23 protein-coding genes are annotated in these 26807 nt (G+C 40.1%); 9 read left to right on the top strand and 14 right to left on the bottom strand.

Annotated elements, in window-relative coordinates; translation table 11 throughout:
- Nucleotides 1-41: 41 nt before the first annotated feature.
- On the bottom strand, nucleotides 42-1124 hold the full coding sequence (locus V5M37_RS20265) for a YheC/YheD family protein (RefSeq protein ID WP_423798900.1): 1083 nt from the start codon (nucleotides 1122-1124) through the stop codon (nucleotides 42-44).
- Between the two features lie 135 nt (nucleotides 1125-1259).
- On the opposite strand from V5M37_RS20265, the gene V5M37_RS20270 reads away from it, so the two are divergent.
- On the top strand, nucleotides 1260-2426 hold the full coding sequence (locus V5M37_RS20270) for a glycosyltransferase family 4 protein (RefSeq protein WP_423798901.1): 1167 nt from the start codon (nucleotides 1260-1262) through the stop codon (nucleotides 2424-2426).
- 16 nt (nucleotides 2427-2442) lie between these two features.
- Here the strand turns inward: V5M37_RS20270 and V5M37_RS20275 are convergent, their stop codons facing one another.
- The 8 genes from V5M37_RS20275 to V5M37_RS20310 form a co-directional block, all read right to left on the bottom strand.
- Nucleotides 2443-4761, bottom strand: a complete 2319-nt coding sequence (locus V5M37_RS20275) for a YheC/YheD family protein (protein WP_423798902.1) — start codon at nucleotides 4759-4761, stop codon at nucleotides 2443-2445.
- 86 nt (nucleotides 4762-4847) lie between these two features.
- Nucleotides 4848-5423, bottom strand: a complete 576-nt coding sequence (locus V5M37_RS20280; RefSeq protein ID WP_423798903.1) for a serine/threonine protein kinase — start codon at nucleotides 5421-5423, stop codon at nucleotides 4848-4850.
- Nucleotides 5424-5449: 26 nt separating this feature from the next.
- Complete coding sequence (locus V5M37_RS20285) at nucleotides 5450-6187, bottom strand: protein kinase domain-containing protein (protein ID WP_423798904.1); 738 nt, start codon at nucleotides 6185-6187, stop codon at nucleotides 5450-5452.
- Between the two features lie 100 nt (nucleotides 6188-6287).
- A complete protein-coding gene (locus tag V5M37_RS20290) occupies nucleotides 6288-7181 on the bottom strand; it encodes a 5'-3' exonuclease (RefSeq protein ID WP_213145081.1) in 894 nt (297 codons plus the stop codon).
- 69 nt (nucleotides 7182-7250) lie between these two features.
- Entirely contained in the window at nucleotides 7251-8078 is an 828-nt protein-coding gene (locus V5M37_RS20295; protein WP_423798905.1) for a sulfurtransferase, read from the bottom strand.
- A 21-nt stretch (nucleotides 8079-8099) separates the two neighbouring features.
- Nucleotides 8100-11777: a dynamin family protein gene (locus V5M37_RS20300; RefSeq protein WP_423798906.1), complete on the bottom strand. Its 3678-nt coding sequence runs from the start codon at nucleotides 11775-11777 to the stop codon at nucleotides 8100-8102.
- A gap of 319 nt (nucleotides 11778-12096) precedes the next feature.
- Nucleotides 12097-12666, bottom strand: coding sequence for an isoprenylcysteine carboxyl methyltransferase family protein (locus V5M37_RS20305; RefSeq protein WP_423798907.1), 570 nt, complete (start codon nucleotides 12664-12666; stop codon nucleotides 12097-12099).
- Nucleotides 12663-13754 carry a type III polyketide synthase gene (locus tag V5M37_RS20310; RefSeq protein ID WP_423798908.1) on the bottom strand — a complete coding sequence of 364 codons (1092 nt, stop codon included), beginning with the start codon at nucleotides 13752-13754 and terminating at the stop codon, nucleotides 12663-12665. The genes V5M37_RS20305 and V5M37_RS20310 overlap by 4 nt, the downstream gene beginning before the upstream one ends.
- Before the next feature lie 656 nt (nucleotides 13755-14410).
- Between V5M37_RS20310 and V5M37_RS20315 the strand changes: the two genes are divergently transcribed.
- Genes V5M37_RS20315 through V5M37_RS20325 form a run of 3 tightly spaced genes read left to right on the top strand, consistent with a single transcriptional unit; the run spans nucleotide 14411 to nucleotide 16714 of the window.
- Nucleotides 14411-14560 carry a cytochrome c oxidase subunit 2A gene (locus V5M37_RS20315; RefSeq protein ID WP_213120417.1) on the top strand — a complete coding sequence of 50 codons (150 nt, stop codon included), beginning with the start codon at nucleotides 14411-14413 and terminating at the stop codon, nucleotides 14558-14560.
- A gap of 22 nt (nucleotides 14561-14582) precedes the next feature.
- Nucleotides 14583-15059, top strand: coding sequence for a cytochrome c oxidase subunit II (locus V5M37_RS20320; protein WP_213120416.1), 477 nt, complete (start codon nucleotides 14583-14585; stop codon nucleotides 15057-15059).
- Nucleotides 15059-16714 (top strand): b(o/a)3-type cytochrome-c oxidase subunit 1, encoded by a 1656-nt coding sequence (locus tag V5M37_RS20325; RefSeq protein ID WP_423798909.1) that lies wholly within the window; start codon nucleotides 15059-15061, stop codon nucleotides 16712-16714. Before V5M37_RS20320 ends, V5M37_RS20325 begins: the two co-directional genes overlap by 1 nt.
- 41 nt (nucleotides 16715-16755) lie before the next feature.
- On the opposite strand, the gene V5M37_RS20330 is transcribed toward V5M37_RS20325, so the two are convergent.
- Nucleotides 16756-18255 carry a carboxypeptidase M32 gene (locus V5M37_RS20330; protein ID WP_423798910.1) on the bottom strand — a complete coding sequence of 500 codons (1500 nt, stop codon included), beginning with the start codon at nucleotides 18253-18255 and terminating at the stop codon, nucleotides 16756-16758.
- Nucleotides 18256-18440: 185 nt separating this feature from the next.
- Nucleotides 18441-18674, bottom strand: coding sequence for a DUF2249 domain-containing protein (locus V5M37_RS20335; protein ID WP_213145314.1), 234 nt, complete (start codon nucleotides 18672-18674; stop codon nucleotides 18441-18443).
- A gap of 118 nt (nucleotides 18675-18792) precedes the next feature.
- Between V5M37_RS20335 and V5M37_RS20340 the strand changes: the two genes are divergently transcribed.
- Nucleotides 18793-18942, top strand: coding sequence for a hypothetical protein (locus V5M37_RS20340; RefSeq protein WP_423798911.1), 150 nt, complete (start codon nucleotides 18793-18795; stop codon nucleotides 18940-18942).
- Between the two features lie 20 nt (nucleotides 18943-18962).
- Here the strand turns inward: V5M37_RS20340 and V5M37_RS20345 are convergent, their stop codons facing one another.
- Complete coding sequence (locus V5M37_RS20345) at nucleotides 18963-21326, bottom strand: nitric-oxide reductase large subunit (protein WP_423798912.1); 2364 nt, start codon at nucleotides 21324-21326, stop codon at nucleotides 18963-18965.
- Between the two features lie 227 nt (nucleotides 21327-21553).
- Here V5M37_RS20345 and V5M37_RS20350 point away from each other — a divergent pair, with 227 nt between their 5' ends.
- Genes V5M37_RS20350 through V5M37_RS20365 form a run of 4 tightly spaced genes read left to right on the top strand, consistent with a single transcriptional unit; the run spans nucleotide 21554 to nucleotide 23593 of the window.
- Nucleotides 21554-21790, top strand: coding sequence for a DUF2249 domain-containing protein (locus V5M37_RS20350; protein WP_423798913.1), 237 nt, complete (start codon nucleotides 21554-21556; stop codon nucleotides 21788-21790).
- A 24-nt stretch (nucleotides 21791-21814) separates the two neighbouring features.
- Nucleotides 21815-22021: a DUF2249 domain-containing protein gene (locus tag V5M37_RS20355; RefSeq protein WP_423798914.1), complete on the top strand. Its 207-nt coding sequence runs from the start codon at nucleotides 21815-21817 to the stop codon at nucleotides 22019-22021.
- Nucleotides 22022-22034: 13 nt separating this feature from the next.
- Nucleotides 22035-23279, top strand: a complete 1245-nt coding sequence (locus V5M37_RS20360) for a hypothetical protein (protein ID WP_423798915.1) — start codon at nucleotides 22035-22037, stop codon at nucleotides 23277-23279.
- Nucleotides 23280-23293: 14 nt separating this feature from the next.
- A complete protein-coding gene (locus V5M37_RS20365; protein WP_213120408.1) occupies nucleotides 23294-23593 on the top strand; it encodes a metal-sulfur cluster assembly factor in 300 nt (99 codons plus the stop codon).
- 44 nt (nucleotides 23594-23637) lie between these two features.
- On the opposite strand, the gene V5M37_RS20370 is transcribed toward V5M37_RS20365, so the two are convergent.
- The gene (locus tag V5M37_RS20370) at nucleotides 23638-25563 is read right to left on the bottom strand and encodes an ATP-dependent DNA helicase (protein ID WP_423798916.1); all 1926 of its coding nucleotides are present in this window, start codon (nucleotides 25561-25563) and stop codon (nucleotides 23638-23640) included.
- A 47-nt stretch (nucleotides 25564-25610) separates the two neighbouring features.
- A complete protein-coding gene (locus V5M37_RS20375) occupies nucleotides 25611-26756 on the bottom strand; it encodes a THUMP domain-containing class I SAM-dependent RNA methyltransferase (RefSeq protein ID WP_423798917.1) in 1146 nt (381 codons plus the stop codon).
- Nucleotides 26757-26807: the final 51 nt, after the last annotated feature.

Raw genomic sequence — 26807 nt, forward strand, 5'->3', positions numbered from 1 at the left:
TGGCAGAAAAAAGGCTGTCCATCAGGCAGCCTTTCTTTGCTTTATGAAATTGTCTTTCGGTTCTCCAACAGAAATTTTCCATATTCGATTGGTGTTCTATAGGTTGTTTTCCAAATATCAAACAATTTGGCATGACGAAAAGTAAGCCTTAAGTCCCTGGCATTGCATTCAATAAGCATTGGAAACCCATCATTTGTTATACCAATATCCAGACCAATATCAACAAGGTCTAATTTATTGCCCAATTCACTTGCAATCATCAGGGAGAGTTTTTCAATATCACGATAGACTTGTTCGTATTGGAGATGCGGCAGATTTCCAATAATTTTATCGAGTGAAAAACAAGTCCCTCCCTTAGCAACATTTGTGACAAAGCTCCCTGTTTTCGCAACTTTGCCTACCATTCCGGTAACCTGCCATTCTCCCCGCCTATTTTTTTGGACCGCAACTCTGATATCGAATGGTCTTTGGTCATACTCAGCCAGTGCTATTCTTTCCTGGATAAGAAATTTTCCATCTGTAATCAATTCAAGTTTTTCATACAGCTCTGTCAAAGACAACAATTCCTCCAAGAATAAATTCCCGGCAGGACGTTTAAGTTTCAGCTCTGCCTCGCTCCAGCGTGTCAGTTTCATATTTCTTTTTCCATATGTTCCTTGATTGGGCTTTATGATTAGCTCGTGATGGTGTGCAAGGAGTTTCAACAGGTTTTCTTTCGTTAATTTTGCTGTTTCGGGTAAATGTGGCTTTATAAAACAATTTTTAACTAAAATTTTATAGATTTTCCATTTGCCGTACTGATTCCATTTATTAAAAATAACGATTCCCTCTTCCTGCAAGCTTTTAATTTTCTTTCTTGCAGCTTTCGATCCCTGATAGCCGCGATTATGAATGATAGCCGGTTTAGAAATCAATCTTTGTGTGTATTTTCCACTGTAATCTCTCATAAAAACGGTAATTTTTAACTGGCCAGGCTGCAAATCCCTGAATCGCATAAAACAGGGAATCAAATTATTCTCCCCGCATGCTTCCTCATAGAAAGAAAAAATGGGAGATAGCTTTCCTTTGGTCATTGCCTGGTAAAGCTTTGTGCTTATGACAATCCCAATAATCTGATTCTTCAACCTTCTTCACTCCCTTTATTCCCGCTTTAATCAAGATATTTTTAAACATTACATTTACCTTTAATACAGCCTAGTTTTCAAAAACAAACATATAAATTTAATACTAATGAATTTGAAAAGGAGACGGAATACTGTATGTCCATGAAACTAAAGATAGCTATCATAACTCCGGGTTCTTTTCCTATTCCTTCACCACGTTCAAGCTCAGTTGAAACCGTTGTTGACAGATTAACAGATACCCTCCAACACGAACTTAGCTTCACCATTTTTGGGAAAAAAACACAAGAACTACCTATTACTGAAAAGCGTGGCAAGATAACCTATTACCGTTTCCGAAAAAGAAAAAGTTATCTGGATAAGGTGCTGTTGAAACTGGCGGACGTAAACCCTGACATCATTCAAATTGAAAACCGCCCCAAATTTGTTCCTATGGTTCGGAAAAAATTTAAAAAGACGGCAATATGGCTGTCTCTTCACTCGACAAGATATATTACTTTGCCTAGGATTAACAGGGATGAAGCAGGTAAATGTCTGGAGCAAGCCGATAAAATTATCGTTCCCAGCCATTTTCTTAAGGAATACATCATTACCATATTTGGCTGTAAGTCAGAAAAAGTTGTAGTTAATCATTTAGGTGTTGATATTCGGCAATTTCAATCCAAATGGTCACAGCAGGTTAATCAAATAAATGAATCAATTAAATTTAAATATCAGCTTACTGACAAAAAAGTCCTATTATTTGTTGGCCGTCTAAAAAGAACCAAGGGCGTTCATAAACTGATAAAAGCCTTGCCTGCTATTATTGAAAAAAGGCCTGATACAGTACTGATTATTGCGGGGAGTTCCTCATATGGTTCAGACAAACAAACAAAATATGTTCAGAATTTGTATGCGTTAGCAAAAGGGCTGACGGATAATATCCTCTTTGTTCCATTTATCCCCCACACGCAAATTCATAAGTGGTTCGCCGCTGCCGATATTGTTCTGGTTCCATCCACCGGGAATGAGGCCTTTGGATTGGTCAATCTTGAGGCAATGGCCAGCGGTGTTCCGGTCATTGCTGCAAAAAACGGGGGAATCCCCGAGGTTATTCAGCATGGTAAAACCGGATATTTACTTAATGCCAAAAGAATGGAATATGAATTAAAAGAATACGTGCTTCATTTATTGGATCAGCCTCAGCTTTTAAAAGAATTAGGGGAAAATAGTGTTGAAACCGTAAGACAATTATTTACTTGGGAAAAAAGCGCGGAGCGGTATTTACAATTGTGCAAAAGCGAAATAAATAATAAGGGGGTCTGACCCCCTTCTCTGTTTATTAAAAATAAATCTTTTTACTATCAATCTTTCTTTCTACAGGCATAAAATCATCTATTTTAAACCCTTGTATTTGAACAGCATAGAAAAGCGGCTGGAATCGAATACGCAAAAAGGTATCGTAATCTAATGTTTTAAATCCTTTAAAGCTGGGAAAAATGTTAGCTTCCAAGAGCCACGGATAACCTTGCTCATCCAAGGCAACATCAATGCCAAATTCAGCGAAGTGCTCGTTACTTTGATCCATTAGGTCACAAAACTTATGGCATAAATTCAGTATACTCCGATGTACCTGACGAAAAGAAAGACCTTTTTCCGTCTTCTTAATGGCCTCTTCCAGCGTCATGGCATTCCCGCCTCTGGCGATGTTCGTCAATTCTTCATTTTCACCAGCCACCCGGCATTCAATTCCAGTACATAGCCATCTGTTCCGATTATACTTTTGCATCACTACTCTGACATCAAATGAGCGATTATGAACCTTTAAAAGCGGGATATAGGTTTGATACAAATAACCATTTTGGATAACATTCAGTTTTTTCAATATTCCTTCAAACTCCTGAAGGTTCTTGATATGGTGATGTACTTTTGGGGAGAAATTATAATCGGTTAAAATAAAGCCAGGACCTTTTTCTGCTGCTTCAAGAATAAAAATCCCCCGGCCCCGGGACAGGCTAACAGGTTTTAAGATGACTTTTTTCTTTTCTACAAGCAGCTCCATTAATTCTTTCGGGTCCTCTAATAAAAAGGTATCTGGTAAATATTTTTCAATGATCGGTTCGTTTTTTAGGAGGTAAAGATCCGATTTTTTAAAATGGTAAGAATTGAAAACCTGATTATCCGTCATTTCCACTAATTTTTGTAAATGGGTTTTGTTTTGATGGAAATTCCTTCGGTAAATGGCAGCGGGGATTGTTGTTGAAGCATACCTCCAGCAATTATCAATAGGATCATACATCATCCCGTAGGCCACTTTTCTATCCCAATCAATGGAACGAGTAGAAAAAGCGAACACGACCCCGCCGAACCGTTTATATGCACCAAGGCGATTCGTAAATTTTTTCATGTAACTTAGGTTATATAGATGGTTTTTTTCTCCTAAAAGCAATCCAACGGTAGGTCCCAAAATGACTTTCTCCTGCACAACTTGGATTTGGAAAATAAGATCTGCAGGAATCTGTAGTGTTTCTGCCAATGAATGAGAAATGAATAACTCATGAGGCTGATGGTAAGAATTTTTATCTAAAGCTCCTGAATCTTCCTCAAAAAGGTATGACCTGCAATCCTCCTCCTTCACTCCGTATTTCATAGCCTCCGGCAGTTTTTTTAACCAAGCTGAAATGGATGAAGGGAACTTCAATACCGGCTCTGAATCTGGAAAAACAGTAAGTTTTACCCATAAAGGTCTTAAGGTTCCTTCATGAAGGGGTAACTCCTCACTTCGATGATCGGCTTCTACGCCTTCAGGCAAGCTGATTAGCTTTTCTCGTTTCATTTCCGCATCAACAGAGGATTCTAAAAGTTCACTAGAAAGTTCGATTGGCCAACTGACGAGCTCCTCGTATTTTATTGGGTCCCAAGAAGCGGCGTCCTTTACGACTTTTTCAATCGACACTGTTGAAAGGATTTTTATATCTCCCTTTTTGTTTAGAAAAAATCGAAGGCCTAATTCATATATCCCTGGATAATAAAATTGAATCAATTTTAAAATGATGTTGCTCGCGTCGTGTATTTTCTCTTTTAATTGTTCCTGGTCCATTTGCATTTGCGGCAGCAGGTGCCAGGCTTCTTCATATGATTGTAATTGTCCGTTGAAATCTTTTGCGTAAAAAAAAGGGAAATGCCATGTGCCGCGGGATTTTTTTTGACCAAGAATTGTAAAAATAATGGGGGAGTGGATTGGTTCATTCGAGACTGGGACTAAATTTTTGATATCTTGATTCGAGGAAATCAGTTCCAATAAATGTTTGTTTCTAAGCTTTGCTCTTTCATTGATTACTGTACAGTTCTCCTGTCTTGAGAGCTGAAAGATTGTCCGTTTATGACTCCTTTGATGATAATGATTGGGATTGTAGACAATGGAAGGGATGTCCTGATTACCTAAGTCAATTATTGCACTGTTTTGGACCATAAAAGCTTTACCCTTACGTTCTTTTACATGTATCTCTTCAATATTAAAAAATAGTACGCTAAGCTTTAGTTCTTCTCCTCTTTTACTTAAAAGATCAGCAACGGTTCCTTCTATTTGGATTGTTTTCTTGAGAAGAATACTATCCCATAACCTTTTCGAGAGTATAATACCGATGGAATTTTCATACATTTCCCAGTCACCTACAATTATTTTCAGGTCTTATAAATAATTTATATTCCTGCGACGCAAAAATAGTAATTACAGAGCAAACATCCTTACTTGCTTTCAGAGTTCCATTGCTGATAAAGATGCGGTTCAAGCGTTTTTACATGGTTTAAAAACGATGATTTTAAACCGATTTGTTTTAAATCCTTTAACAGTCGAGTTGGTACCTGTCTATTCACCCGAAAGGAATTAACATGATCAATAACTTTAAGTCTGCCGTATTGATCATAAATCGCATGCCTTAAAGCAAAATCAATCCTTGGAAACTGACAGCGAATTTGTTCCTGAATAATGTCAAGAATTTTTCTGCAAATTTGTTCTGTCATTTTACCTGTCTGTTCAAGCTCCTCCTGTAAGGAAGAACCATTTAAGTACTCCATTAAAATATATTTTTTTCCTATTTCATAAACGTTTGGAACAATCGATGATTTTTTGCCTATTTCTTGCAAGACAAAAGCATCCCTTGAACAATATATTTTCTTTGAATAAATTTTTACACATTGCTCATCAGAGACTTTAAATACTGCGCCCTGCAGTCCTTTTCCAATCAATGGGTAGGAGGTTGGATTTTCCTTGATTATGACTGGTTTACCCGGTGACACAACAATCTGCTTAAAATCCTCCATCTAGTTTGCTCCTTTAAGTTTATTACTTAAGAAAATGGCAGCAAGGCGTCAATAAAATCCTGTGTTGATTGATATCGCTTTTTTTTGTTCTTCTTTGTTGCTTTTCTAAGTACGTATTGAAGTTCTTTATTCTCTATCTGCAGGCAGGCCTGCTTTTTTCGGTATGGTACAGCGCCGGTTAACAGATATAGACAGACACTTGCAGCACTATATAAATCTGATGAAAAATCTAGCTTTGCTGTGAAGCCGCTGCTTTCTTTTTTTAGTTCCGGAGCCCGGTACCATTTAGTCGCCCCTTTATGTCGTCCGGTATATCTACCTTGTTCATTCACCAACACAGCTGACCCAAAGTCAATAATTTTAACCGTTTCCGGATTTTCTTCTGAAATGATCACATTATGGGGAGTAATATCGCAGTGTAGTATGCCGTGCTGATGAACTGCTTTTAAGCCCTGCAATATTTTGAGCGTTATTTGGATGGCTGATTTTTGCTGACGCGGTTTGCCTTTTTTAAAATGCCCCAGTTTTTCTCCAGGATGATGGTCGAAAATGATGTATCCATTTGAACCTTCGATAAAAGAATCCGTCATCTGAATTAGTTGATTATGAGCTGGCAAGCGTTTAAGTATGTTAACCTCATCTTCGGCATCTGCAGCATTTTTTACCTTTTTGACAATAACATTTTTTCCAATGTTATCAACCGCTTCATAAATCTGACTGGTAGCGCCGCTATCGATAAGGCGGTGAAATGTATATGTTCGCATAGGCTACTGCCTCCAAGTCAATTCCTAATAACTATCCTATTAAATTCGTAACTAGTGGTGAATAAAAAAAGGCTGCCTCAATATGAGACAACCAGAGTCATTAGGAAATATGTGCTTCCACCTGAGGGAAAAGCCTGCCAAGGCCGCGAAGCTCCAATTCCATTAATTTATTTTCCGCCTTTTCTTTCTCGATTTTAAGGCTGGCACTTTCCAGACTGCAATTTACCGGAACATCACATTTGATTTCCGCCAGTTTTCTGGACAGGTGAAGCATGTCCAAATCCTGCTCAATTTTGATTTTTTGGGATTTTGACAGTTTGTCCAAATTGGAGATAATTCCTTCAACATGTTCAAACTCTTGTAATAGCTTCAGAGCTGTTTTTTCACCAATTCCTTTAACACCAGGGTAATTGTCGCTAGTATCACCCATTAATGCCTTTAGGTCGACCATTTGTCTAGGCGTAATACCTTTCTCTTCCTTAAAGGTCTGCGGTGTATGGACCAAGTAATTACCATATCCTTTTTTCATTAAAATGACCGAAATTCTGTCATCAAGCAACTGAAGAATGTCCTGATCCCCGGTCAAGATGGACACATGGGCTTCCTCCTTCGCATGATTAGCAATAGTACCAATACAATCATCCGCCTCAAATCCTGCCAAACCAATATTGGGGATATCGAATGACTCGACCACTTCTTTAACAAGGTCAAACTGCGGAATCAATTCAACCGGTGCTTCACCGCGATTTCCTTTATAGTCAGGAAAAAGTTCGGTTCGGAAGGTTTTGCTGCCCATATCCCAGCACACGGCAAGATGGGTTGGCTTAAAGGTCGAAACGGCTGTGAACATATGCTTCACAAAACCATGAATTCCATTTGTCGGGATCCCTTTTGAATTTATCATAAACTGCCCTGTTACGGCCGTTGCGTAAAAAGCGCGGAACAACAGGGCCATACCATCGACAAGCATAAGCGAAGGCTTTTGATTCGTCATAAAATTGAACCTCCTATGGATGTTTTTTTACAACACGATTTCCATTATAACATAGGTATGGTTCAAATTTTAATCGACTTTATTTTCCTGATAGGAAATCCAGTCGCTGAAACTGCCGGCATAGAGCTTGACCTTTTGAAATCCTGCTTCCTTTAAGGCCAAGAAGTTCGGGGTTGCTGTTATTCCGGAACCGCAATAAACAATAATTTCCTGTTCAGGATTCACATCAGAAAACCGCTGCTTTTGTTCCTCAGCGGATTTGTATTCGCCTCCTGCTAATCCTTCCGTATATGGCTTATTGATAGCCCCCGGAATATGCCCTGCCTTCTTATCAATTGGCTCGACTATACCTAAATAGCGTTTTTCTTCGCGGGAATCAATCAACACTACGTTTTCCTTTTTTCCTGCTATAACCTCTTTCACTTCGTCGACGGATGCCAATAATTCTGGTTTTATCTGGTGCTGTAATTGAGCTTTAGTGAATGTTGGAATACTTGCTGAAATTGGCAGTCCAGCCTCTGCCCACTGCCTGAATCCGCCATTTAGAACATATGCTTTTTCGTGTCCAAGGTACTTCAACAGCCACCAAAAACGTCCGGCGAATGCGCCTTCTCCCTGATCATAGGCCACGACTGTTGTCGTCTCATCAATCCCTGCCTCCTCAAGCTTGCTTACCAATTCCTGCAAGTCAGGCAATGGGTGGCGTCCGCCATGAGTTTGAACAGGGCTTGATAAATCCTTTTCCAGATCAAAAAAAACAGCACCCGGCAAATGTCCTTCTAAATATTCCTGTCTCCCCTTCTGCGGGTCAGCCAAGGAAAATCGGCAATCCACAATTCTGACTGTGTCGATGTTTAAATTTTGTTTCAGCCATTCCTTCGTAACAATATTTTTCATTGGGATTCTCCCCCGTTTCTCCTAATTTTCAAGCCGCTTTAGTATATCTGTTAAAATTTCGGTTGAAACTCCGCCTTCTAATGCTGCCAATAAACTTAAATAAAAATCATCGGTCTGATCCTTCATTTGCGCTAAAAGGAGCTTGAATTCATTGTTTAGATTCCTTGCATAATGGTCTTTTAAGCGACTGCCTTGATTTTGCAAATAGTCATCCGCTGGCCCATTTAATACCTGATTAAGTTCATCGCTCATCCATTTCTTTTCATTTTTCTCAAAGAAGGACCTTGGGTTTTTAAAATAAGATTTTGCTTTTGCAAAAGCTTGCTGTTCCATGGTTTCAAACGCTATTGGAAAGTCTATTTCTTCTGCCGTACCTTTTTCATATGGTGAAAAGGACAGGTCTTGATTGACGTCCAGAAGTGTCCGAATTTGTGCCGCCTGATAATCTCGAAGCAGTTTTTCCATAAACCGCTCGATTCGAACCGTTGTAGCTCTCATTTCCTGAGCAAAATCAAAACCTAAGCTTTCCAAAAATTCATCAAGTGCCATTTGCAGAGCCTTCTTCAAGTTGCGGCCATCGTCCCTTAAGGTTGAAGGATTGAAGGCCTCTTTAAAGAAGTCGCCAAACCGCAAGAAAACCCGTTGCTTAATATAATAAATTAATTCCTCAGCCTCTTGGAACAGGCGGTTTTCCATTGATTCGACCGTTTGTTTTGCAAACAGTTCTTGAATCATATTCTTCTGTCCTTCAATATCACGGCGTTTTTGTTCTTTAACTGTCTTATCCTCCAGCGAGCTCTTGATGAGCCGCTCTACCAATTCATGGACACGGTTCAATTCATTCTGTGCCGCTGAAATCGCCATTTCGGTTAAATCATTTGAAATAAAGTGATAAAAACTATTTTCAAACTGGCTCATCCCTGACCTGGAAACCGCTGCTGAGTCTATTTTTTCCTTTAAGGCCTCAAGGCTTGATAAAGGATATAGATGTGGATTCCGGATTCCATACTTCACCAGCTGCTCTGAAACATAGTCCACCACCGCTTCCTTTTCCTCTTCATCTTCGGCAAGGTCAATCGCATTTATAATAAAGAACATTTTGTCCATTTGGAACGATTCCTTTACCCGTCCCAATTGGATTAAAAATTCCCGGTCAGCTTTTGAAAAAGCATGGTTATAATACGTGACAAATAATATGGCATCTGAATTTTTGATATAGTCAAAGGCTACTCCTGTATGGCGGGCATTGATGGAGTCCGCCCCTGGCGTATCAACGAGCGTAATCCCTTTTCTCGTCAGTTCGCAGTCATAATAGAGTTCGATCCATTCCACGTAACAGGATTTCTCTTCTTTGGCGACAAAATCGTGAAATTCGTCTAAACTTGTAACCTTAACCGTTCCGAGCAGTTCGACAAAAGAGGCATAACCTTTAAGAAACGCCTGTAAGAAGGCATAATGAGTCTTCTCAACGATCCCTTCCTGGCTTTGCTCATAGATGATTCCTTCAATGATTTTAGCGGCAGCCTTGAAATCGGCCGCATGTAATTCAAAGACCTTAAGCGAGCGGTTGACGTCATCGAGCATTGCGTCTCGTTCTTTAAACTTTACAAGGACAGTCCCATGCGTATATTCAGCCGTGACTGGTTTTATTTTATTAATTGCTGCTGTAGTGGGGTTTGGTGAAACCGGTAAAACTTTTTCCCCCATCAGTGCGTTGGCAAAGGACGATTTCCCTGCACTAAACGCACCGAATAAGGCTACGGTAAAGCCCTGAGTTTCAAGCCGGCCTGCTTTTTCCGCCAATTCACCTGCTAGCTTTTGAAAGCCCGGCAAACCGTTAATTAGCTTGGAAGCGTTGAGAAGCTTGTCAATGGTGCCTTGCAGACGGTCCTCTGCTTCGTTGTTTCCTTCACCCTTAGAGCCTTTATTTGTTGTTTCAGCATGACTGACCTGGACGGGTACTTGCTTGCTTTCCTTCATCATGTCAGCCTTATAGGAATCCGGTTCCACTTCAGATTTAATTAGTTCAAATTCCTCTTCCTGCAGGTCGAAAAGTTGGTAATGGCCATCTTCAAGTCCTTGCGGATTGTTCAATAGGTTCATAAGGTTGTTTTCTTTTGCAACAATAGCCTCTTCGTATTTATCAAGCTCTGTTAAGGCTTTTACATAGCGTTCCTGTTTATTGAATTCCTTGGCAAATTGTTCTTTTAATTTTGACTCCTGTTCCTTTAGTGCATTTAGATATTTTTCTTTGAACTCAGCAAGTCGGTTTCGGGCGATCCGTTTTATTTCATTCGCCACATCTTCTGTGTAGTGAAGCAGGTATTCGCCGGATAGGCGGGCACCAGGCTTTATCGTGTTGATCAGGACATCTTTAGGAATGGTAACGACATAGCCCTGAGCGAGCCCTAGCAGGTCTCCTTGGTCCAGTTCTGTTTCCTTTAATGTACGGAGCAGGAATTCACGTAAATGCCATTCAAGCTGGGATTTTGATTTTTCAAGAATATCCTGATAAAAAATCTCCAGTCGCGCATTTTTTTCCTCTTGCGTTTTTTGCTTTGAAAAAAGAAAGCCTACTTTAAAATTAGGTTGGCATGCTTCTAGATACTTTTCTGCCATTTCCCTTGTCTGGAAAGGCATAAGATAAGCATTCTTTAAAATTTGCGCTATTTCTTCATCAAATGACTTTTCCTTAGCGTCAGTCCCTCCGGCAAGCCTAGTCAAGCTGTCTTTAATCTGGTGGAAGGAATTCAACAGACCCTCTTTTTCCTCCTCAGTTAATTCATTTAATAGCTCATGATATGGAAGAAGCTTTTCTTCATCCTGTTTTGCAGCCTGGTTGATATGGTCCTGGACGATTTTTTTCAACGAATGGAAAACGGATGGAATCAGCAATTGATCTTTTGCTGCCAATTTATCCGCAAGAAATTTCTGTAATGCCTGAAATTCATTGCGGGGGTTCTTTTCATCCTTTAGTGAAGTATAAAAAATCCGTGCTGGTCTAACTCCCCAAGAGGCGAAGGCATCAACAACACTTTTTTGAAAATCAGCAAAACTTAACTCTTCATCCTTGTGCTTATCAATTTGATTAATAACTAAATAAACCTCTTTACCTGCTTCCGCCAATTCCTTTGTGAACAAGAAATTTAACTCTGCCTGGACATGGTTATAGTCCATCACATAAAATATTAAATCAGCTAGATGGATGGCAGACTCAGTGGCAATGCGGTGGGCATCATCTGCTGAATCAATTCCCGGTGTGTCCATTATTACGGTATTGGCAGGCAGGTTTGAGTCGCTATGGCTGATCTCGATTTCCTCGATTTTATCGCCATCCTTAGCATACCTTTTGACCATTTCATAATCATATGGCGCTAAATAAAGCCGTGGTTTCTCGTTTTTAAAAAAGACCTTGGCGTAATCCTCTCCGGACCTTACCTTTACAAGGTTTGCACTTGTCGGAATTGGACTTGAGGGAAGCAGTTTTTCCCCTACGACCCGGTTGATCATGGTTGATTTGCCTGCGGAAAAATGGCCGCAAAACGCTATCGCGAATTCGCGGTTTTCTAATTTTCGAGCAAGCTGCTTAATTTTTTGCGCATTTTGAACATCGTTTTGCTCCATTAAATATTCATATATGGCAATTATTTTTTGTTTTAATGTTTGTATCGTTTCATTTTGATCGGCTATTTTGATCATTTAAACTAATTCCCCTTAAACAACATGATAATATGTTTATTTTATACGATAATTCGAACTTTTCCTATCTTGACATACTAAAAAAAAGCCAAGGAATATTCCCTGGCTTCATTTAATGCTAAATATATTTATTGGGTGACATTTTTTAAGACGTGCTTCATGACAAATGCGTAGATTAAAATGGTTCCGCCGACGAAAGCATAGGTCATATGTAACACCTTCCCTTAATCAGACTCTTAGTTGAGAATGACTTTCATTGTTAATCAAATTCTAACACAGGTGATAATCATTTTCAATACTTTGCAGATTATTGTCACAGTTATTTAACAAACTTTGGCAAGAAACGGCGGCAGTCATGAAAAACTCCGTTATATTCGCTGTAGCATTCAAGCGCCCTTTCTTCCTCGGGAATCCGGATGGCAAGCACCATGATATTCAATACTGTAAATAAACAGGCAGTATAATACGCCTGAAACAGTAAAGGAATGACAAGGATTTCCACACAAACAACGAAATAATTCGGATGCTTAATAAAACGGTACGGACCCTTACGTATAACGTCTGCATTTGGAAGCACGAGTATTTTCGTGTTCCAATACCTGCCCAATGACGCAAGTGCCCATATCCTCAAGGCCTGGGCGAAGATAAAAGCAATAAAAATAATCAGCCATTGAGGTGATAACCCGTGATTAAAGATGAACTTTTCCATACTAAAGCTAAGTAAAAATAGTACATGCACAAGGACAATCCAACGGTAGTGAACAATGCCAAATTCAAGTGCTCCCTTACTCTTCATCCATTTTTCATTTCTTTTTGCGAATAAAATCTCTGCTGCACGCTGGAAAATGATGAAACCCATAAAGCTAATAAATGGCAGCAAGTCCTTCAATCAAACCACCTCAATAGAAGCATTTCCGAACTGAAACCCGGTCCAAGAGCGGCACAAAGCCCATTTGACCCACGTGGAATATCCATTTCCAGATATTGTTTCAACACATAAAGAATGGTAGCAGAAGACATATTTCCAAAGTTTTTTAACACTTCGAGCGAAACGTCTGTCATCGACGCAGGTATGCCAAGCGATTCAACATAGGCATCCAACACCTTTTTACCGCCCGGATGGGCAATGAAATAGTCTACTTTATCTATTTGAAGCCGGTGCTTATGTAAAAATTCTTCTGCCACTGGCTTTAGCCAATTATGTACGATTTTTGGTATATCACGAGAAAACCGGACAAACAATCCTTCATTTTTTATATCCCAACCCATCACATCCAAAGAATCGGGGAGCAGTGCGGATTGAACCGCTAATATGGACGGGTATGTTGTTTTTAAGCGAAAATCCCCGATATCGCAGGAATCACCACATATTAACGCACAGGCAACCCCGTCTGCAAAAAGAGATGTCCCGATTAAATTGCTCTTCGATAGATCATTTCGCTGAAAGGTAATACTGCAAAGTTCAACAGAAAGAACAAGGACTTTAGCTTTTGGAAAGGCCATGCAATATTCAAAGGCACGGGCAAGACCTGCAGCGCCGCCTGCACAGCCCAATCCCCAGATTGGGATTCGTTTCGTGTGGAGATGAAAAGGCAGCAGGTTCATTATTCGTGCTTCTATACTTGGAGTTGCTATCCCTGTGGTGGAAATATAAAAAATGGCATCAATGTCTTCGTAAGGAATTTTTTTCTTAAGAAACTGATTGTTATCCAGACATTTTACAATTGCCTCCCTCCCAAGGGTAACGGCCGATTCGATGTAGACATTGTTCTTTTCCTCAAAGGAATGATTCTCCTGAAACCAGCCTACGGGATTAACAAAATATCTTTTCTCAATAAGTCCATTTTCAAAAGCCTTTAATAACCGCCCAATTTCTTTAAATGAACCAGAAAACAATTCCCTTGCAAACTCTGTCGCCTGCGTCTGTTTAATTTCATATGGAGGAATAACTTCTGCAATGGAAAGAATTGTAGGCATACTTCATTCTCCTTAACCAAAGGTAAGGGTATTTTTTGCCAATTTAAAGAAAATTATTCCAGACATAAAAAAAACTTCCCCATTCGGAGAAGTAAACGTTTTGAAGGTTGTTGTTGTTGTGCATGTTTATTATATCTTGTAATAGTTATTCCTTCATTATATAAACTTTTCCAATTCTCTAACTTATCCCGAATCTTATTTTTCCGGTTGCTTTTGAACCTCAATTTTTATTTTATTTCCCGCCAATGTCCCGCAAACCTTACAAATTTCAATCTTATTATACAAAAGACGGCAATGTTCGCAATAATATTTCTCCAAACCAACCACTTCCAAGGAAAAGATTTTTATTATTATCATATTTTTCTTACAGAGAATTGTGACAAAAAACGAACTGCCGATCATCCATTACGTAATGAAATTATCAATTATCTAAATCACAGGCTTGGTGTGATGTTTCACACTTTAGTCACAATTTCAGGTGGGTAATTGTGACTTTAATCACTGTTATACCAACTTATTAACATTACCATAGTAGATAACTAAGGAATGAACAATTTGTGAATTCTTGAATTTGATATTTTACTTTCAAAATTGTTTTGTATTATGAAAGAGAAATCATTTATTTACTTTTCATTTTCTGAAGGGAGTGTAGGGGGATGGCAAAGGCGGAACTAAAGACAAAGCACCAAACAGAGATTGAAGACAGTTCTTCTTTAAAGGGGACACTGGCGTCTGTATTCATTCTGGGGCTATTTATCATTGTTTCATGGGTTTCAGTTTACTATCTGTTCGTAGACCGTTTTTAGGAAATAAAGGGGGGAATTACATATGCATATGCATAAATTTGAAAAAATCTGGCTGACGTTTGGAATCGGCTGTCTCGTTGTCTTTTTAACAGTAGTCGGTGTCAGCGCTTTTTACCTGGGCAACAAACCAGCAAGCTGTTTAACTACAATAAATCCGGAAAAGGTTGATACCACAAAACCTTTCGATAAGCCGGGACTTCATAAGGTTGAAGGCAAAGAGTGGGATTATGAACTAGTATTTGTCGCATCTGCTTTCTCTTATAACCCAGCAAAGGTTGAGGTTCCGCTTGGAGCAAAGGTGAAAGTAATCGCTACCACCAAGGACGTTGTCCATGGCTTTGAAATGGCCGGAACCAATATTAATATGATGCTTGAACCAGGCTATGTCAGCGAGTATACAACAACCTTTGACAAGGCCGGCGAATTTCTAGTTGTTTGTAACGAATACTGTGGTACAGGGCACCATTTAATGTTCTCGAAGATTGAGGTGGTTAAATAATGGTTAACGCAGCAGCGAAAGTAAAGGTTGACCCACGTGACGCGAAGCTATCCATGGCGCATTTCTTTGTGGCTTTCGGAGCACTCGCTCTCGGCGGTCTGATGGGATTACTACAAACCCTTGTCCGTTCCGGAAAATTTGAACTGCCTTGGGGAATTGGCTACTATCAAATTTTAACAGCTCATGGTGTTTTAATGGGGCTTGTTTTAACAACATTCTTTATCATGGGATTTCAATATGCGGCTGTATCCAGAACTGCGGGAACACATTCCCCAGCAGCCAGACGGACCGGCTGGATTGGTTTCTGGTTAATGACTGCCGGTACCCTTATGTCAGGAACTATGATTCTATTAAATGAGGCATCTGTACTTTATACATTCTATGCACCACTTAAAGCACACTGGGTCTTTTATTTAGGATTAACCTTTGTAGTTGTCGGCAGCTGGGTTGATGGCGCCGCACAAATTATGACCTATGCAAAATGGCGGAAAAATAACCCTGGCAAGCCAAGCCCGTTGTTAAGCTTTATGGCAGTTATCAACACGGTGATGTGGATTGTGGCTACACTAGGGGTTGCAGCAACTGTTCTATTCCAATTGCTGCCTTGGTCTTTAGGTTTAGTAGATACTGTTGATGTTCTTATCAGCCGTACGTTATTCTGGTATTTCGGTCACCCGCTAGTGTATTTCTGGCTGTTGCCTGCATATATGTGCTGGTATGCAGTTATTCCAAAAATCATCGGCGGAAAGATTTTCTCAGATTCATTGGCCCGTTTATCTTTTATCTTATTCTTGCTTTTTTCGATTCCGGTTGGTTTCCACCACCAGTTGACAGAACCGGGCATTGATCCGGCTTGGAAATTTATTCAGGTTATCTTAACATTCATGGTTATTATCCCGTCCTTAATGACAGCCTTCTCTCTGTTCGCAACGTTTGAGAGATATGGCCGTTCTAAAGGAGCTACTGGTTTATTTGGCTGGTTTAAAGTGCTTCCTTGGAATGATGCCCGTTTTACAGTCCCATTCATTGGTATGGCTTCATTCATTCCTGCTGGTGCCGGCGGTATTATCAATGCTTCCAACCAAATGGACCAGGTTGTCCATAATACCATCTGGGTAACAGGACACTTCCATTTGACAGCAGCAACTTCTGTTGTACTGACATTCTTTGGAATTTCATATTGGCTTGTGCCGCACTTAACCGGCCGCAAGCTGACTAAAGCGATGAACAAATTAGGTATTATCCAAGCCTGGGTATGGTTTATCGGAATGGCATTCATGTCCGGTGCAATGCACTTCCAAGGACTGCTTGGTGCACCAAGACGTTCAGCATTCTCCACTTATGGTGACTCCAAGCAGGCGCTTGAGTGGATTCCTTACCAAATTGCCCAGGCAGTTGGCGGAACAATTCTTTTCCTTGGCATTATTTTAGTATTAGTTATTTTCATTAACTTGGCGTTCTTTGCACCAAAAGGTGAAGAAGAATTCCCTGTCGGCGAAGCAGAAAATCTGCAGGAAAAAGCACCAATGGTATTTGAAAACTGGAAATTATGGCTTGGCATCACTGCAGCCTTAATCCTGTTCGCTTACACAATACCATTCATTGATATCATTCAAAATGCACCGCCTGGATCCAAAGGATTTAAGACGTGGTAATGGCAAAGGCTTCAATCTCAACGATTGAAGCCTTTTGGTTTTTAAATTTGATAGACCTTTCGATATTTCTCATAGAGATAATCTATCAAATACTTGGCATTTAAACCTTCACTTGTTACCTCCTGCAGGATTTCAAGCGGCTTTTTCAGTTTGCCGTGCTGATGGATGTGATTCGTAAGCCATTCTTTGATTGGAAGCAGATTCCCTTCTTCAAGAAGCTGGTCGTAATTTGGAAGGTCCTCAAGCATTTTATGCTTAAATTGAGCTGCATACATATAGCCTAAAGCGTACGAAGGAAAGTAGCCAAAGCTTCCACCTGCCCAATGAACGTCCTGAAGAACACCCTCGCCATCGTGTCCAGGGCGGATTCCCAGATACTTCTCATACATGTCGTTCCAAACTGTTGGAAGGTCGGAAACCTCTATTTCATCATTAAACAATCCCTTTTCAATTTCGTAACGGATAATTATATGAAGCGGATAGGTAAGTTCGTCTGCTTCAATCCGTATTAAAGAAGGCTTTGACTCATTGATGGCCCGATAAAAAGCCTCAATATTCACATGATTGAATTGACCATTTGTGTATTTTTTCAGCAGGTCAAAATTCTTTTTCCAAAAAGGCAGGCTCCGGCCAAGAAGATTTTCATAGAAAAGCGATTGCGATTCATGAATCCCCATGGAGGTTCCTGTGCATAATGGTGTACCGATTAACTCTTTGGAAATATTCTGTTCGTATAAGGCATGCCCGCCTTCATGAATGGTGCCAAAAACAGCGGTTCGAAAATCCTGTTCATCATACTTTGTCGTAACGCGGACATCGCCAGGATTTAAACCAGTCGCAAAAGGGTGGACGGTTTCATCAAGCCTGCCAGCATTAAAGTCGAATCCCATTTGCGCTAAGATTTCCAAACTGAATTCCCGCTGCTTTTCCTTAGGGAATCGATGAAACAAAAAATCAGTTTTAGGTTTGAGGCTGGATTCCGAAATCTGTTTTACTAACGGAACAATTTTGTCCTTCAGTTCTCCAAAAACTTGATCTAAAACCTCAACCGTCAAGCCCGGTTCGTACATATCTAATAAAACGTTATATTTATTCCCTTCATAACCCCAGTACCCGATAAATCGCTTTGTCATTGCGACCAGTTTCTCTAAGTATGGCTTGAACATATTGAAGTCAGCTTTTTCTTTGGCTTCTTCCCAAACACTCTCGGCATTTGATTGAAGAATGACAAATTCTCTGTATTCCTCCGCAGGAATTTTTTTGTTTAACTCATAGTTCTTTTTGCATTCTTCAAGGATTTTTCTAGTTCTATCGGACAATTCAGCTTTTGAAAGCCCTGCTATGTAGGCTGCCATCTCCTCTGATGTCGACATTTTAAATACCTCGGAGGACAGCACGCCAATCACTTCTGACCTCTGCCCCACTCCCTGTTTAGGAGCGCCTGTCCGTAAGTCCCAGTAAATTAAACCAAGGGCTTCGTGATAAGCGGTCATTTTCTTGACATACTCTAAGAATTCCTTTTCAAATTGCTCAGTATTCATTGTCTTTCCCCCTTTCTCGCTATAAATTTTAACATATTTCCATACGGATAAAAAAACAACAGAAACGAATTTCTGTTGTAAAATAGGTTTATAGGAAAAAAGAGGTTTTAACTGAAAAATAAATAGAAACAAATTTTAGATTGGGTGAAGACACAAAGTCTTGTAAGAGCGCAGCCTCTAAAAAATTACTTCTTGTTAACGGCTACCTTCCAAACTTCTGGGCCTTCTTCAAGGTATTCCCAAGAAAATTGCTCTGGTCTTTCCATCATAAATTGGTAAAGCAGCGGTCTTGGATCATGGTCATTGACAATTTGCATGGTTTCACCTGATGCCAATTCATCAAATGCCTTAAAGATGGTTGGATGCTTTTCTCTTGGTGGATAATCTGGTACATTGATAACTTTTGCGTAGGTTTGCATCATTATCACTCCTTTAATTGGGTTAACTTCTCTTTTATTATAGAAAAACTTAGGTTAGGACTTAGTGAGTACCATCACAGTTGAAATATGATTTTGTTCATAAGGGAGGCAAGTCTAAATGAAAGAATTAGTTGGTTTATGTAAATGCTGTGGGAAAGAGATTTATTGTTTGGATGGATTCTTTAATGGAGTGATTAATGAGGATAAACAGTCATATTGCTTCGACTGCTACGAAGAAGTGAAAGAAGAGAAAAATCCGCAAAGCTAAAGCCTTGCGGATTTTTACTATTAATCTTCATCAATGGATAAATCTTTAACCGGAAGTCGTTCTCCCTCTTTATGCGTTGGTTTACGCAGGTTAAATAGGGCCTTAATACAGAAGAGTACCAGGATAATTACACCGATTAAGAAGATGGTGTCAGGTACCGCACGCCAGGTTAAAATGGTTTGCACTAGATCCTTTTGCAGGAAGGAGGAAGCGCGGCTTGCTGCATAGCCGTGATAAAATGCCTCTTTTATTTGCATAAATCCAACTGGAAGCAAGGACAAGAAGACCATTCCTGCAAGACCAATGTTTAACAGAATACAGCTTATCTTAAGCCATTTGTCATTCCAGGCCTCAGGCTTCACAATATTCCTTAACGAATAAAGAAGTACTGCACAGGCAAACATCCCGTAAACACCCATCATCGAAGCATGTCCATGGGTTGGTGTTAAGAATTGTCCATGTTCGAAATAGGCTACCGCTGGCAGATTAATTAAGAAACCAAGTACCCCGGCACCGACAAGGTTCCAAATCGCAACAGAAATCAAGAACCAGAACGTACCTTTGTAAGGGAAGTCGACACCGCCGTCACGCATCATTTTGTACTGTTCATAAGCTTCAAGAATTAACAATGTCAATGGAATAACTTCCAATGCAGAGAAGACTGCGCCTAGACCAATCCATACTTCAGCTGAACCATTATAGTAATAATGGTGTCCGATACCGATTACGCCGCTGCCAAGAAGCAGGGTTAATTGGAAATATAATTGTCTTACCGTTGATTTCTTGGTTACGAGACCTAATTGAACTAATAAGAAACCAATAACAACGACTGCAAAAACTTCAAAAATACCTTCTACCCATAGATGGATAATCCACCAGCGCCAATAGTCGGCAAATGTAAAGCTTGTACCTGGGTTGATAAATAAGGCAAAGATATAAAAAGCCGGTACCGCAATCGCAGAGTAGAATAGTAAGTGTATCAATCCGCCTTTGTCAGACTCTTTCTTAAGCCCTGCTTTAATACCGCGGAATACGATAAACAGCCAGATTAGCATTCCTGCTATTAAGATAAGCTGCCAAACTCGTCCAAGCTCAATATATTCCCAACCAGTATGGCCAAACAAGAACCAGGCATTTCCCAATTTTCCATTGGCACCAAGCCACTCGCCAACCATACTTCCGCCAACAAGAACCACTAATGCCCAGAATAAAATATCAACTAAAAGACCTTGTTTCTTTGGTTCATAACCGCCAACTAACGGGGCAACATAGATTCCCATACCCAGCCATGCGGTGGCAATCCAGAAAATCGCCAGCTGCAAGTGATAGCCTTTGGAAATATTAAATGGAAGAATATCATGGATCCACTTAATTCCAAAAAAGCTGTCTGGCTCGATATAATAGTGGGCTAACAGAGCCCCAAACATACATTGAACAAAGAATAATACCGATACAACCGTAAAATACTTACCTGTTTTCACCTGTGAACTTGTTACAGGCATCTTGCGCAAATCAATACGAGGGAAGTTTCCTTCTTTATATGCTTCCTGCATACCAAATTGATAACGATAGAATAGATATAAGATGACCCCTACCATTAAAATTAGGATTGTAACACTAGCACCGCTCCACCAAATAGCGGAAAAGGATAGATGGTTACCGGCGTCTTCAAAATATGGCCAGTTATTCGTGTAAGTGATTTTGTCTCCAGGGCGAACCGTACTTGAAAGCCAAGATGTCCAGAAGAAGAAATCAGAGATTTGTTTGATTTGGTCACCTTTGTCAACATAGGCACGGTCTGTTGATGGTATATCAGAATCTTTGATTAGATTAGCTTTTAAACCCCAGCCGTCGCCTTTTGTAAAAATATCCTTATAGTAAGCCCTAACTTTTTCAAGGCCATTTACTTGTGCGTCTGTCAGCTTTAATGTATCTTTACTCGCATCATAGCGATTTTTGCGCATTTCTTTAATAACTTGGTTTTTGATAATCTGCTTTTCATCTTCAGTTAATGAAGCAAATTTTTTATCATATTGCTGTTCCGCTTTAAAAGCCTGCATTCCTTCTGTATAGATTTTTAAAGACTCTGCTGTATAATCCGGACCCATATAGGAACCATGTCCTAAAACGGTACCGTAGTCCATTAAACCATACTTTTGCCAGACAGCTTGTCCGCCCATAATGGATTTTTTCGTTAATATAACTTCACCTTTCGAATTGGTTACTTCCAATGGTCTTGGCGCCTGCTCTTTAAAGATCCAATAGCCGCCGCCAAGCAGAACGGTAAAGCTGATTAAGATGGTAATAATTAAAATGGATTTTAAAAGTGCGTTTTTATTTTCTTTTACCACGCTCTTCGGCTGTGTCCCCCGCTGTATTTCCATTTCCTTCATCCCTTTCTGGTTATCAATCCGAGAAGATTGTAGTCCTAAAAAAAAGGCAAAATAGTGACTTTTATCACACATATTATTTTTTGTATACTTTTTCACAAATTTGTCACATTGAGAACTATTTTCATTAAAATCCATTGAGCTATGACGCTCATCACATATCTTAGGGGATTACACTGCTACAATGTTATTAAACAAACGATTAAAGAGGTGTTGATTTTATGGGACAAAGAATAATTGAACTAGATGTGCGTGAGGATATAAAGAATAAACTCGAACCATTTCAAAAGATTATGGAGGCAGTAAAAGAATTAAATAATGATGGAGATGTGTTCATTCTTCATGCACCGTTTAAGCCGGTGCCACTATTTACTGTCTTAAAGGCAAAGGGCTTTACCCATGAAGAAGAAGAATTAGAGAAAAAGCATTGGAAAGTAGTTTTCACAAAGAAAAGCTAAAAGTGATTTGGAGTGTGATTTGTAATGATTTTGGATAATCGCGGCCTCGAACCTCCGCAGCCGATGATGCGAACCTTAGCCGCTTTAGAAGAGTTAGGCGAAGGGAAAGTTTTAACGATCATTAATGATAGAAGACCGATGTTTCTATATGAACAGCTTGAAGAATTAGGATATCAACAAAAAACAGAACAACAACCAGACGGAAGTTTTAAAATAGAAATCTTCCGCTAGGAAGGTGAGTCATATGCTTCCTCAGAATTTAGGAACTGAAACAAATATTAAACTACCTTTTTCATTTATACTTTTTAGTTTAATTGCCCTTATCGCCTCACAGATTCTGCTGTTGGCAAATGGGCATATGATGACGGATGGAACTTTCCGCATACCTGCTATTTGGTCGGCAGCCCACCTCTTAATCCTGGGCTGGGCTTTAATGGTGGCGATGGGTGCGATGTATCAGCTTGTTCCAGTTGCGTTTTTGACGAAAATTTGGAATGAGAAATTTGGATTTGTCCAATTTTTCATAACCGCAGCAGGGATTACCTCTTTTGCGGCGATGCTTTATTTAGCACCACAAAGTGCCGCCATTCCCGGTGTCATAACCCTTATTGGAATCTTTATGTTCTTATTTCAGATGGTAATGACGTTAAGAACACAGGCAAACCCTAATATTCTTACTGCCTTTGTTGGAACGGCTTTAATTTGCTTATTTATGACGATATTTTTGGGAATAACGATGATTTACAGTATGAAAACGGGATTTCTCGGCGAACATTACCAAGCTATCTTTAAAAGCCATCTATTATTGGGGTTATCCGGTTGGTTTACACTATTAATCTTTGGCTTTTCTTATAAGATGGTGCCAATGTTTTCCTTGGCTCACGGTTTTCCGATGATGCAGGCACGATATGTGTACGGACTCTATGTTTCCGGGCTTGTCTTGACAATCATTTCTTTCTTTAGCAATAGCAGTATTTTATTGAAAATTGGATTCTTCCTCTTGTTTGCCGGCTTCTCTATTTTCAGCTGGCACATCAGTATCATTGTTAAAAAGAAATTAAAGAAAAAGCTAGACAAACCATTTTCATTCGCCCTTTCGGCGATTGGCTTTGGGAATGTGATTCATGCTGCAGCCTTTATGATCTTGTTCAGCAGCAAGTTTACCAGCCTTATCGGGCCGCTTCTATATTGCTATATACTGTTGTGGATTGTCCTAAGTATTGTCGGATATTTATATAAAATTGTTCCATTCCTGTGGTGGACCTATAAATACAGCAAAGAAATAGGAAAGGCTAAAGTTCCTTCGTTAAAGGAAATGATGAATGAAAAATTGATTGTGCCGGTCTTATCAGTATTCATCGGTTCCGTACTAGTTGTCTTTTTGGCACTTTTATTAAAAACAACGATTCTCTTTAATTTGGGCCAGTTTGTCCTGTCTGTAGCGATGCTTACTATTGCAAGCAGCATTTTCAGTGTTCTAAAAAAATAATGAGGTGAGTTACCATGAATCTAGAGGAGAAAATTTTTGAAGAATTAAAAAGTGTATATGACCCGGAGTTAGGCATCAATGTTGTAGATTTAGGGTTAATTTATAGTGTAGGGATTACAGAAGAAAATGATGTTTCGATTACAATGACACTGACCACTCCTGGCTGTCCGCTTCACAATAGTATCACAAGCGGAGTTCGTTATTGTGTCGAAGGAATCGAGGAAGTAAACAAGGTTGACGTTAACCTTGTTTGGCAGCCGGCCTGGTCACCGGATAAAATGACCGAAGACGGCCGCCGCGCCCTTGGGAGATAGCAAAAAGAGGCTGACAGTTCATTGTCAGCCTCTTTTTTTATTCCTTACCCTTCAATTACTTTAGTCGGCAATACTTCTTTTATCTTTTGCAGTACATCTTGTTCTAGAGATTCTTCCAACAGGATATGGACAGTGCCTTGATCCTGTTCACTTCTTATCAGCCGGCCCACACCTTGCCGTAATCTAAGCAACATGTAAGGAAGGTCCACCTCATTAAATGGGTCAGCCATTCCTTCCTTTTTGGCCGAAAAAACGGGGTCATTCGGCGGGAAAGGCAGTGAAAAAATCAGGACATTTTCCAGTGAGCGGCCGGGGATGTCAAGACCCTCCCATAGGTGGATGGAGCAAAGCACCGAATTTTCCTCATTTTGAAACTTGGAGACTAGTGTGCTAATCTCCTCATCACCTTCATAGTAGATTGGAAACCTCTGCTCTTCTTTTAGCCGTTCCTTTAAATTCCTCATTTCATCATGATTATTTAAAAGAATAAGAGCCCGCCCTTCTGTCAAACTGACTTTCTCAATCACATAATCGATTTTTTTATTGATGGTATCTTGTTTAAAAGATGGCAGGAATACCTTCATTTTCTCGTCATAATCAAATGGGGAAGCAACAGAACAGGAAAGGTAATCATCAATCCCTAAACTGGACGCGATATAATCAAAAGATTTCTGATTGGACATGGTGGCGGATGAGAAGATATAAGGCTTTTTCTGTGAAAATACCTCTTCCCGTAAAACCTCCTCCACCATTTTCGGCATAATGACAAGGGTACGCTCACCACTGCTTTCTTCCAGCCAAGTAATTCCATTTAGCTCTTGAAGGAAGAGTGATAAGGAATATGTGATTTGCTCCAAGTATTCCTCAACAATTTTTAAATCATATTCGTTGATAACAAACATTTCACTTTCAAAGACAAGTTCCTCTTCCAATGACTGTAATATCGAAAGAAGTTTACGGCAATTTTTCATGACCAAAGGGTGCCTATGAATGATCTCTTTATCCGATCCCATTGCGGGTTGTGAAAACTGTGCAAGGCAATCGAAGAATTCATCATTATCGACAAGCGCTTGTTCTATCGTATAAAGTGTTTTTTCGCGGACATCATTTTCCATTAGTCTGGTTAAGAGTGAATCAAGCGTGTAATCTGTAAACCGGTAGCTTAGCGCCTTCTGTGCCGCATATTCAAGCAAATGCCCTTCATCAAATACCACTGATGAATGTTCCGGCAATAGCGGCAGCTGTCCTTCCCGTTTCCGGGCCTCTTTTGTCCAAACATGCTCCATATAAAAATCATGGGAACAAATAATTATATCCTTTGCATGTCGATAGAATTCCCGGTGTAAGGTGAGACCACAGCGATGGCGCTTTTCACATGAGAAACAGTCCTGGAGCTTGTCCCAGCTGACAGTTTGCCATACTTCATCGGAAAGTGCTGGATAGTCTCTTCTGTCGCCGTACTTTTCAAATTGCAGCATGGAACCTTCCATATGAACAAAATCAGGAAGATTCTCATAAATATCAAGAACGTCATCCGAAAAATGACTATTTCTTCCATTCTCGAGCTTTCTTAGGCATAAGTATTGATCTTGGGATTTGGCCAAGCGGACATCTATATTCAAGTTGAGAGCCTGCTCAAGCTTGGCAATATCTCCTTCCTTTTTCACCAGCTGCTCGATTAAAGTTTCATCAGCACAGGCAATCACAGCCGGCCGGTTTGTATAACGGGCATACATAATGGCATAGAGCAAATAAACGATTGTTTTGCCTGTCCCTACTCCGGCTTCAGCAAACATGACCTTTTTCTCTTTAAATGCTTTTTCAAGCTGAAAGGCCATATAGATTTGTTCATCGCGGATTTCAAACCCGGATTCCGGCAAAATGTCATAGAAGACGTCACCAATCCATTCGCCTAACTTATCATAAAATGTTTCTGTTTTCGAAACTGTAAATGGCATGCGGCTTTGCATCCTATCCCTCCAAAAAGAAAAGCGTCAAAAGACGCTAAAATTATTCCTCAATTATTGTCATTTTGCCTTGGCGGCCTTTTTCCCCAGTATTGGTAATAATCTGTTTTGATAAATCCGTTGAACAGCTTTCGTTTCTTTGTGGCCGGCTTGCCGTATAGTTGTTCAAAATCCTCGTTTGAGGTCAAGATGTAAATCGACCAAGTGTCAAGCGGTCTAAAGGCTTGGCCCATTTCCCGATACATTTGCTCCACTTCAGCCTTTTCTCCCAATCTTTCTCCATATGGAGGATTGCCGATAATCACACCGTATTCCTTTTTAGTTGAAATATCTTTTACCTGCATTTGTTTAAACTGAATCAAGTCGCCAAAACCTGCTTCGAAGGCGTTTTCCTGTGCCATTTTGACCATCCGATGATCAATATCCGATCCGCTTATATCAAGCGGTGTATCGTATTTTGCCAGGTCCTCTGCCTCTGTCCTAACTTCATCCCAAACCCTGGAAGGCATCCAGTTCCAGCTCTCGGAAACAAAGTCCCGATTAAAACCAGGTGCGATATTTTGGCCAATCAGGGCCGCCTCAATCGGAATCGTTCCCGACCCGCAAAAAGGATCGATAAACGGACGGTCTGGCCGCCAATTGGTCAGCATGATGAGCGCAGCTGCCATTGTTTCCTTTAACGGGGCTGTCCCTTGGTCAGCGCGGTAGCCCCGTTTATGAAGGCCGATGCCGCTCGAATCAATCGTAATAGTGGCCGTATCCTTTAACAATGCGACTTCGATTCGGTATAAAGCACCATTCTCATCAAACCATGTTTTTTTATACTTCTGTTTCAATCGTTCCACAATGGCCTTTTTTACGATGGCCTGACAATCAGATATACTAAATAGCTTCGATTTCACAGATTTTCCCAGCACCGGAAATTCAGCATCCTCCGGTAAAAACTGCTCCCAGGGAAGCGCCTTTGTTTTTTCAAATAATTCATCGAAAGTATACGCCTTGAATTCGCCGACTATAATCTTAATCCGGTCTGCTGTGCGAAGCCATAAATTGCTCCTGGCGATGGCATATTCATCCCCGCTGAAGATTACCTTTCCATTATCCACCTGACAGTCGTAGCCAAGCGCCCGGACCTCCTGAGCGACAAGCGCCTCCAAACCCATGGCTGCGGTTGCTATAATTTGATATTTTCCCATTCTTTCACCCTTAATCGTTTATGTATCAAATAATTGTAAAGTTTGATTTCC

The organism is Neobacillus sp. SAB-20_R2A (assembly GCF_049568635.1).
GTDB lineage: Bacteria > Bacillota > Bacilli > Bacillales > Cytobacillaceae > Neobacillus > Neobacillus citreus.

Bases quoted from the DNA above. Each gene is read 5' to 3' on its own strand.
- V5M37_RS20270 (WP_423798901.1), top strand. From the start codon at position 1,260: ATGTCCATGAAACTAAAGATAGCTATCATAACTCCGGGTTCTTTTCCT.
- V5M37_RS20285 (WP_423798904.1), bottom strand. From the start codon at position 6,187: ATGCGAACATATACATTTCACCGCCTTATCGATAGCGGCGCTACCAGT.
- V5M37_RS20375 (WP_423798917.1), bottom strand. From the start codon at position 26,756: ATGGGAAAATATCAAATTATAGCAACCGCAGCCATGGGTTTGGAGGCG.
- V5M37_RS20330 (WP_423798910.1), bottom strand. From the start codon at position 18,255: ATGAATACTGAGCAATTTGAAAAGGAATTCTTAGAGTATGTCAAGAAA.
- V5M37_RS20365 (WP_213120408.1), top strand. From the start codon at position 23,294: ATGAATCTAGAGGAGAAAATTTTTGAAGAATTAAAAAGTGTATATGAC.
- V5M37_RS20340 (WP_423798911.1), top strand. From the start codon at position 18,793: ATGAAAGAATTAGTTGGTTTATGTAAATGCTGTGGGAAAGAGATTTAT.
- V5M37_RS20275 (WP_423798902.1), bottom strand. From the start codon at position 4,761: ATGTATGAAAATTCCATCGGTATTATACTCTCGAAAAGGTTATGGGAT.
- V5M37_RS20335 (WP_213145314.1), bottom strand. From the start codon at position 18,674: ATGCAAACCTACGCAAAAGTTATCAATGTACCAGATTATCCACCAAGA.
- V5M37_RS20360 (WP_423798915.1), top strand. From the start codon at position 22,035: ATGCTTCCTCAGAATTTAGGAACTGAAACAAATATTAAACTACCTTTT.
- V5M37_RS20280 (WP_423798903.1), bottom strand. From the start codon at position 5,423: ATGGAGGATTTTAAGCAGATTGTTGTGTCACCGGGTAAACCAGTCATA.
- V5M37_RS20295 (WP_423798905.1), bottom strand. From the start codon at position 8,078: ATGAAAAATATTGTTACGAAGGAATGGCTGAAACAAAATTTAAACATC.
- V5M37_RS20300 (WP_423798906.1), bottom strand. From the start codon at position 11,777: ATGATCAAAATAGCCGATCAAAATGAAACGATACAAACATTAAAACAA.
- V5M37_RS20345 (WP_423798912.1), bottom strand. From the start codon at position 21,326: ATGGAAATACAGCGGGGGACACAGCCGAAGAGCGTGGTAAAAGAAAAT.
- V5M37_RS20320 (WP_213120416.1), top strand. From the start codon at position 14,583: ATGCATATGCATAAATTTGAAAAAATCTGGCTGACGTTTGGAATCGGC.
- V5M37_RS20315 (WP_213120417.1), top strand. From the start codon at position 14,411: ATGGCAAAGGCGGAACTAAAGACAAAGCACCAAACAGAGATTGAAGAC.
- V5M37_RS20350 (WP_423798913.1), top strand. From the start codon at position 21,554: ATGGGACAAAGAATAATTGAACTAGATGTGCGTGAGGATATAAAGAAT.
- V5M37_RS20355 (WP_423798914.1), top strand. From the start codon at position 21,815: ATGATTTTGGATAATCGCGGCCTCGAACCTCCGCAGCCGATGATGCGA.
- V5M37_RS20370 (WP_423798916.1), bottom strand. From the start codon at position 25,563: ATGCAAAGCCGCATGCCATTTACAGTTTCGAAAACAGAAACATTTTAT.
- V5M37_RS20290 (WP_213145081.1), bottom strand. From the start codon at position 7,181: ATGACGAATCAAAAGCCTTCGCTTATGCTTGTCGATGGTATGGCCCTG.
- V5M37_RS20310 (WP_423798908.1), bottom strand. From the start codon at position 13,754: ATGCCTACAATTCTTTCCATTGCAGAAGTTATTCCTCCATATGAAATT.
- V5M37_RS20325 (WP_423798909.1), top strand. From the start codon at position 15,059: ATGGTTAACGCAGCAGCGAAAGTAAAGGTTGACCCACGTGACGCGAAG.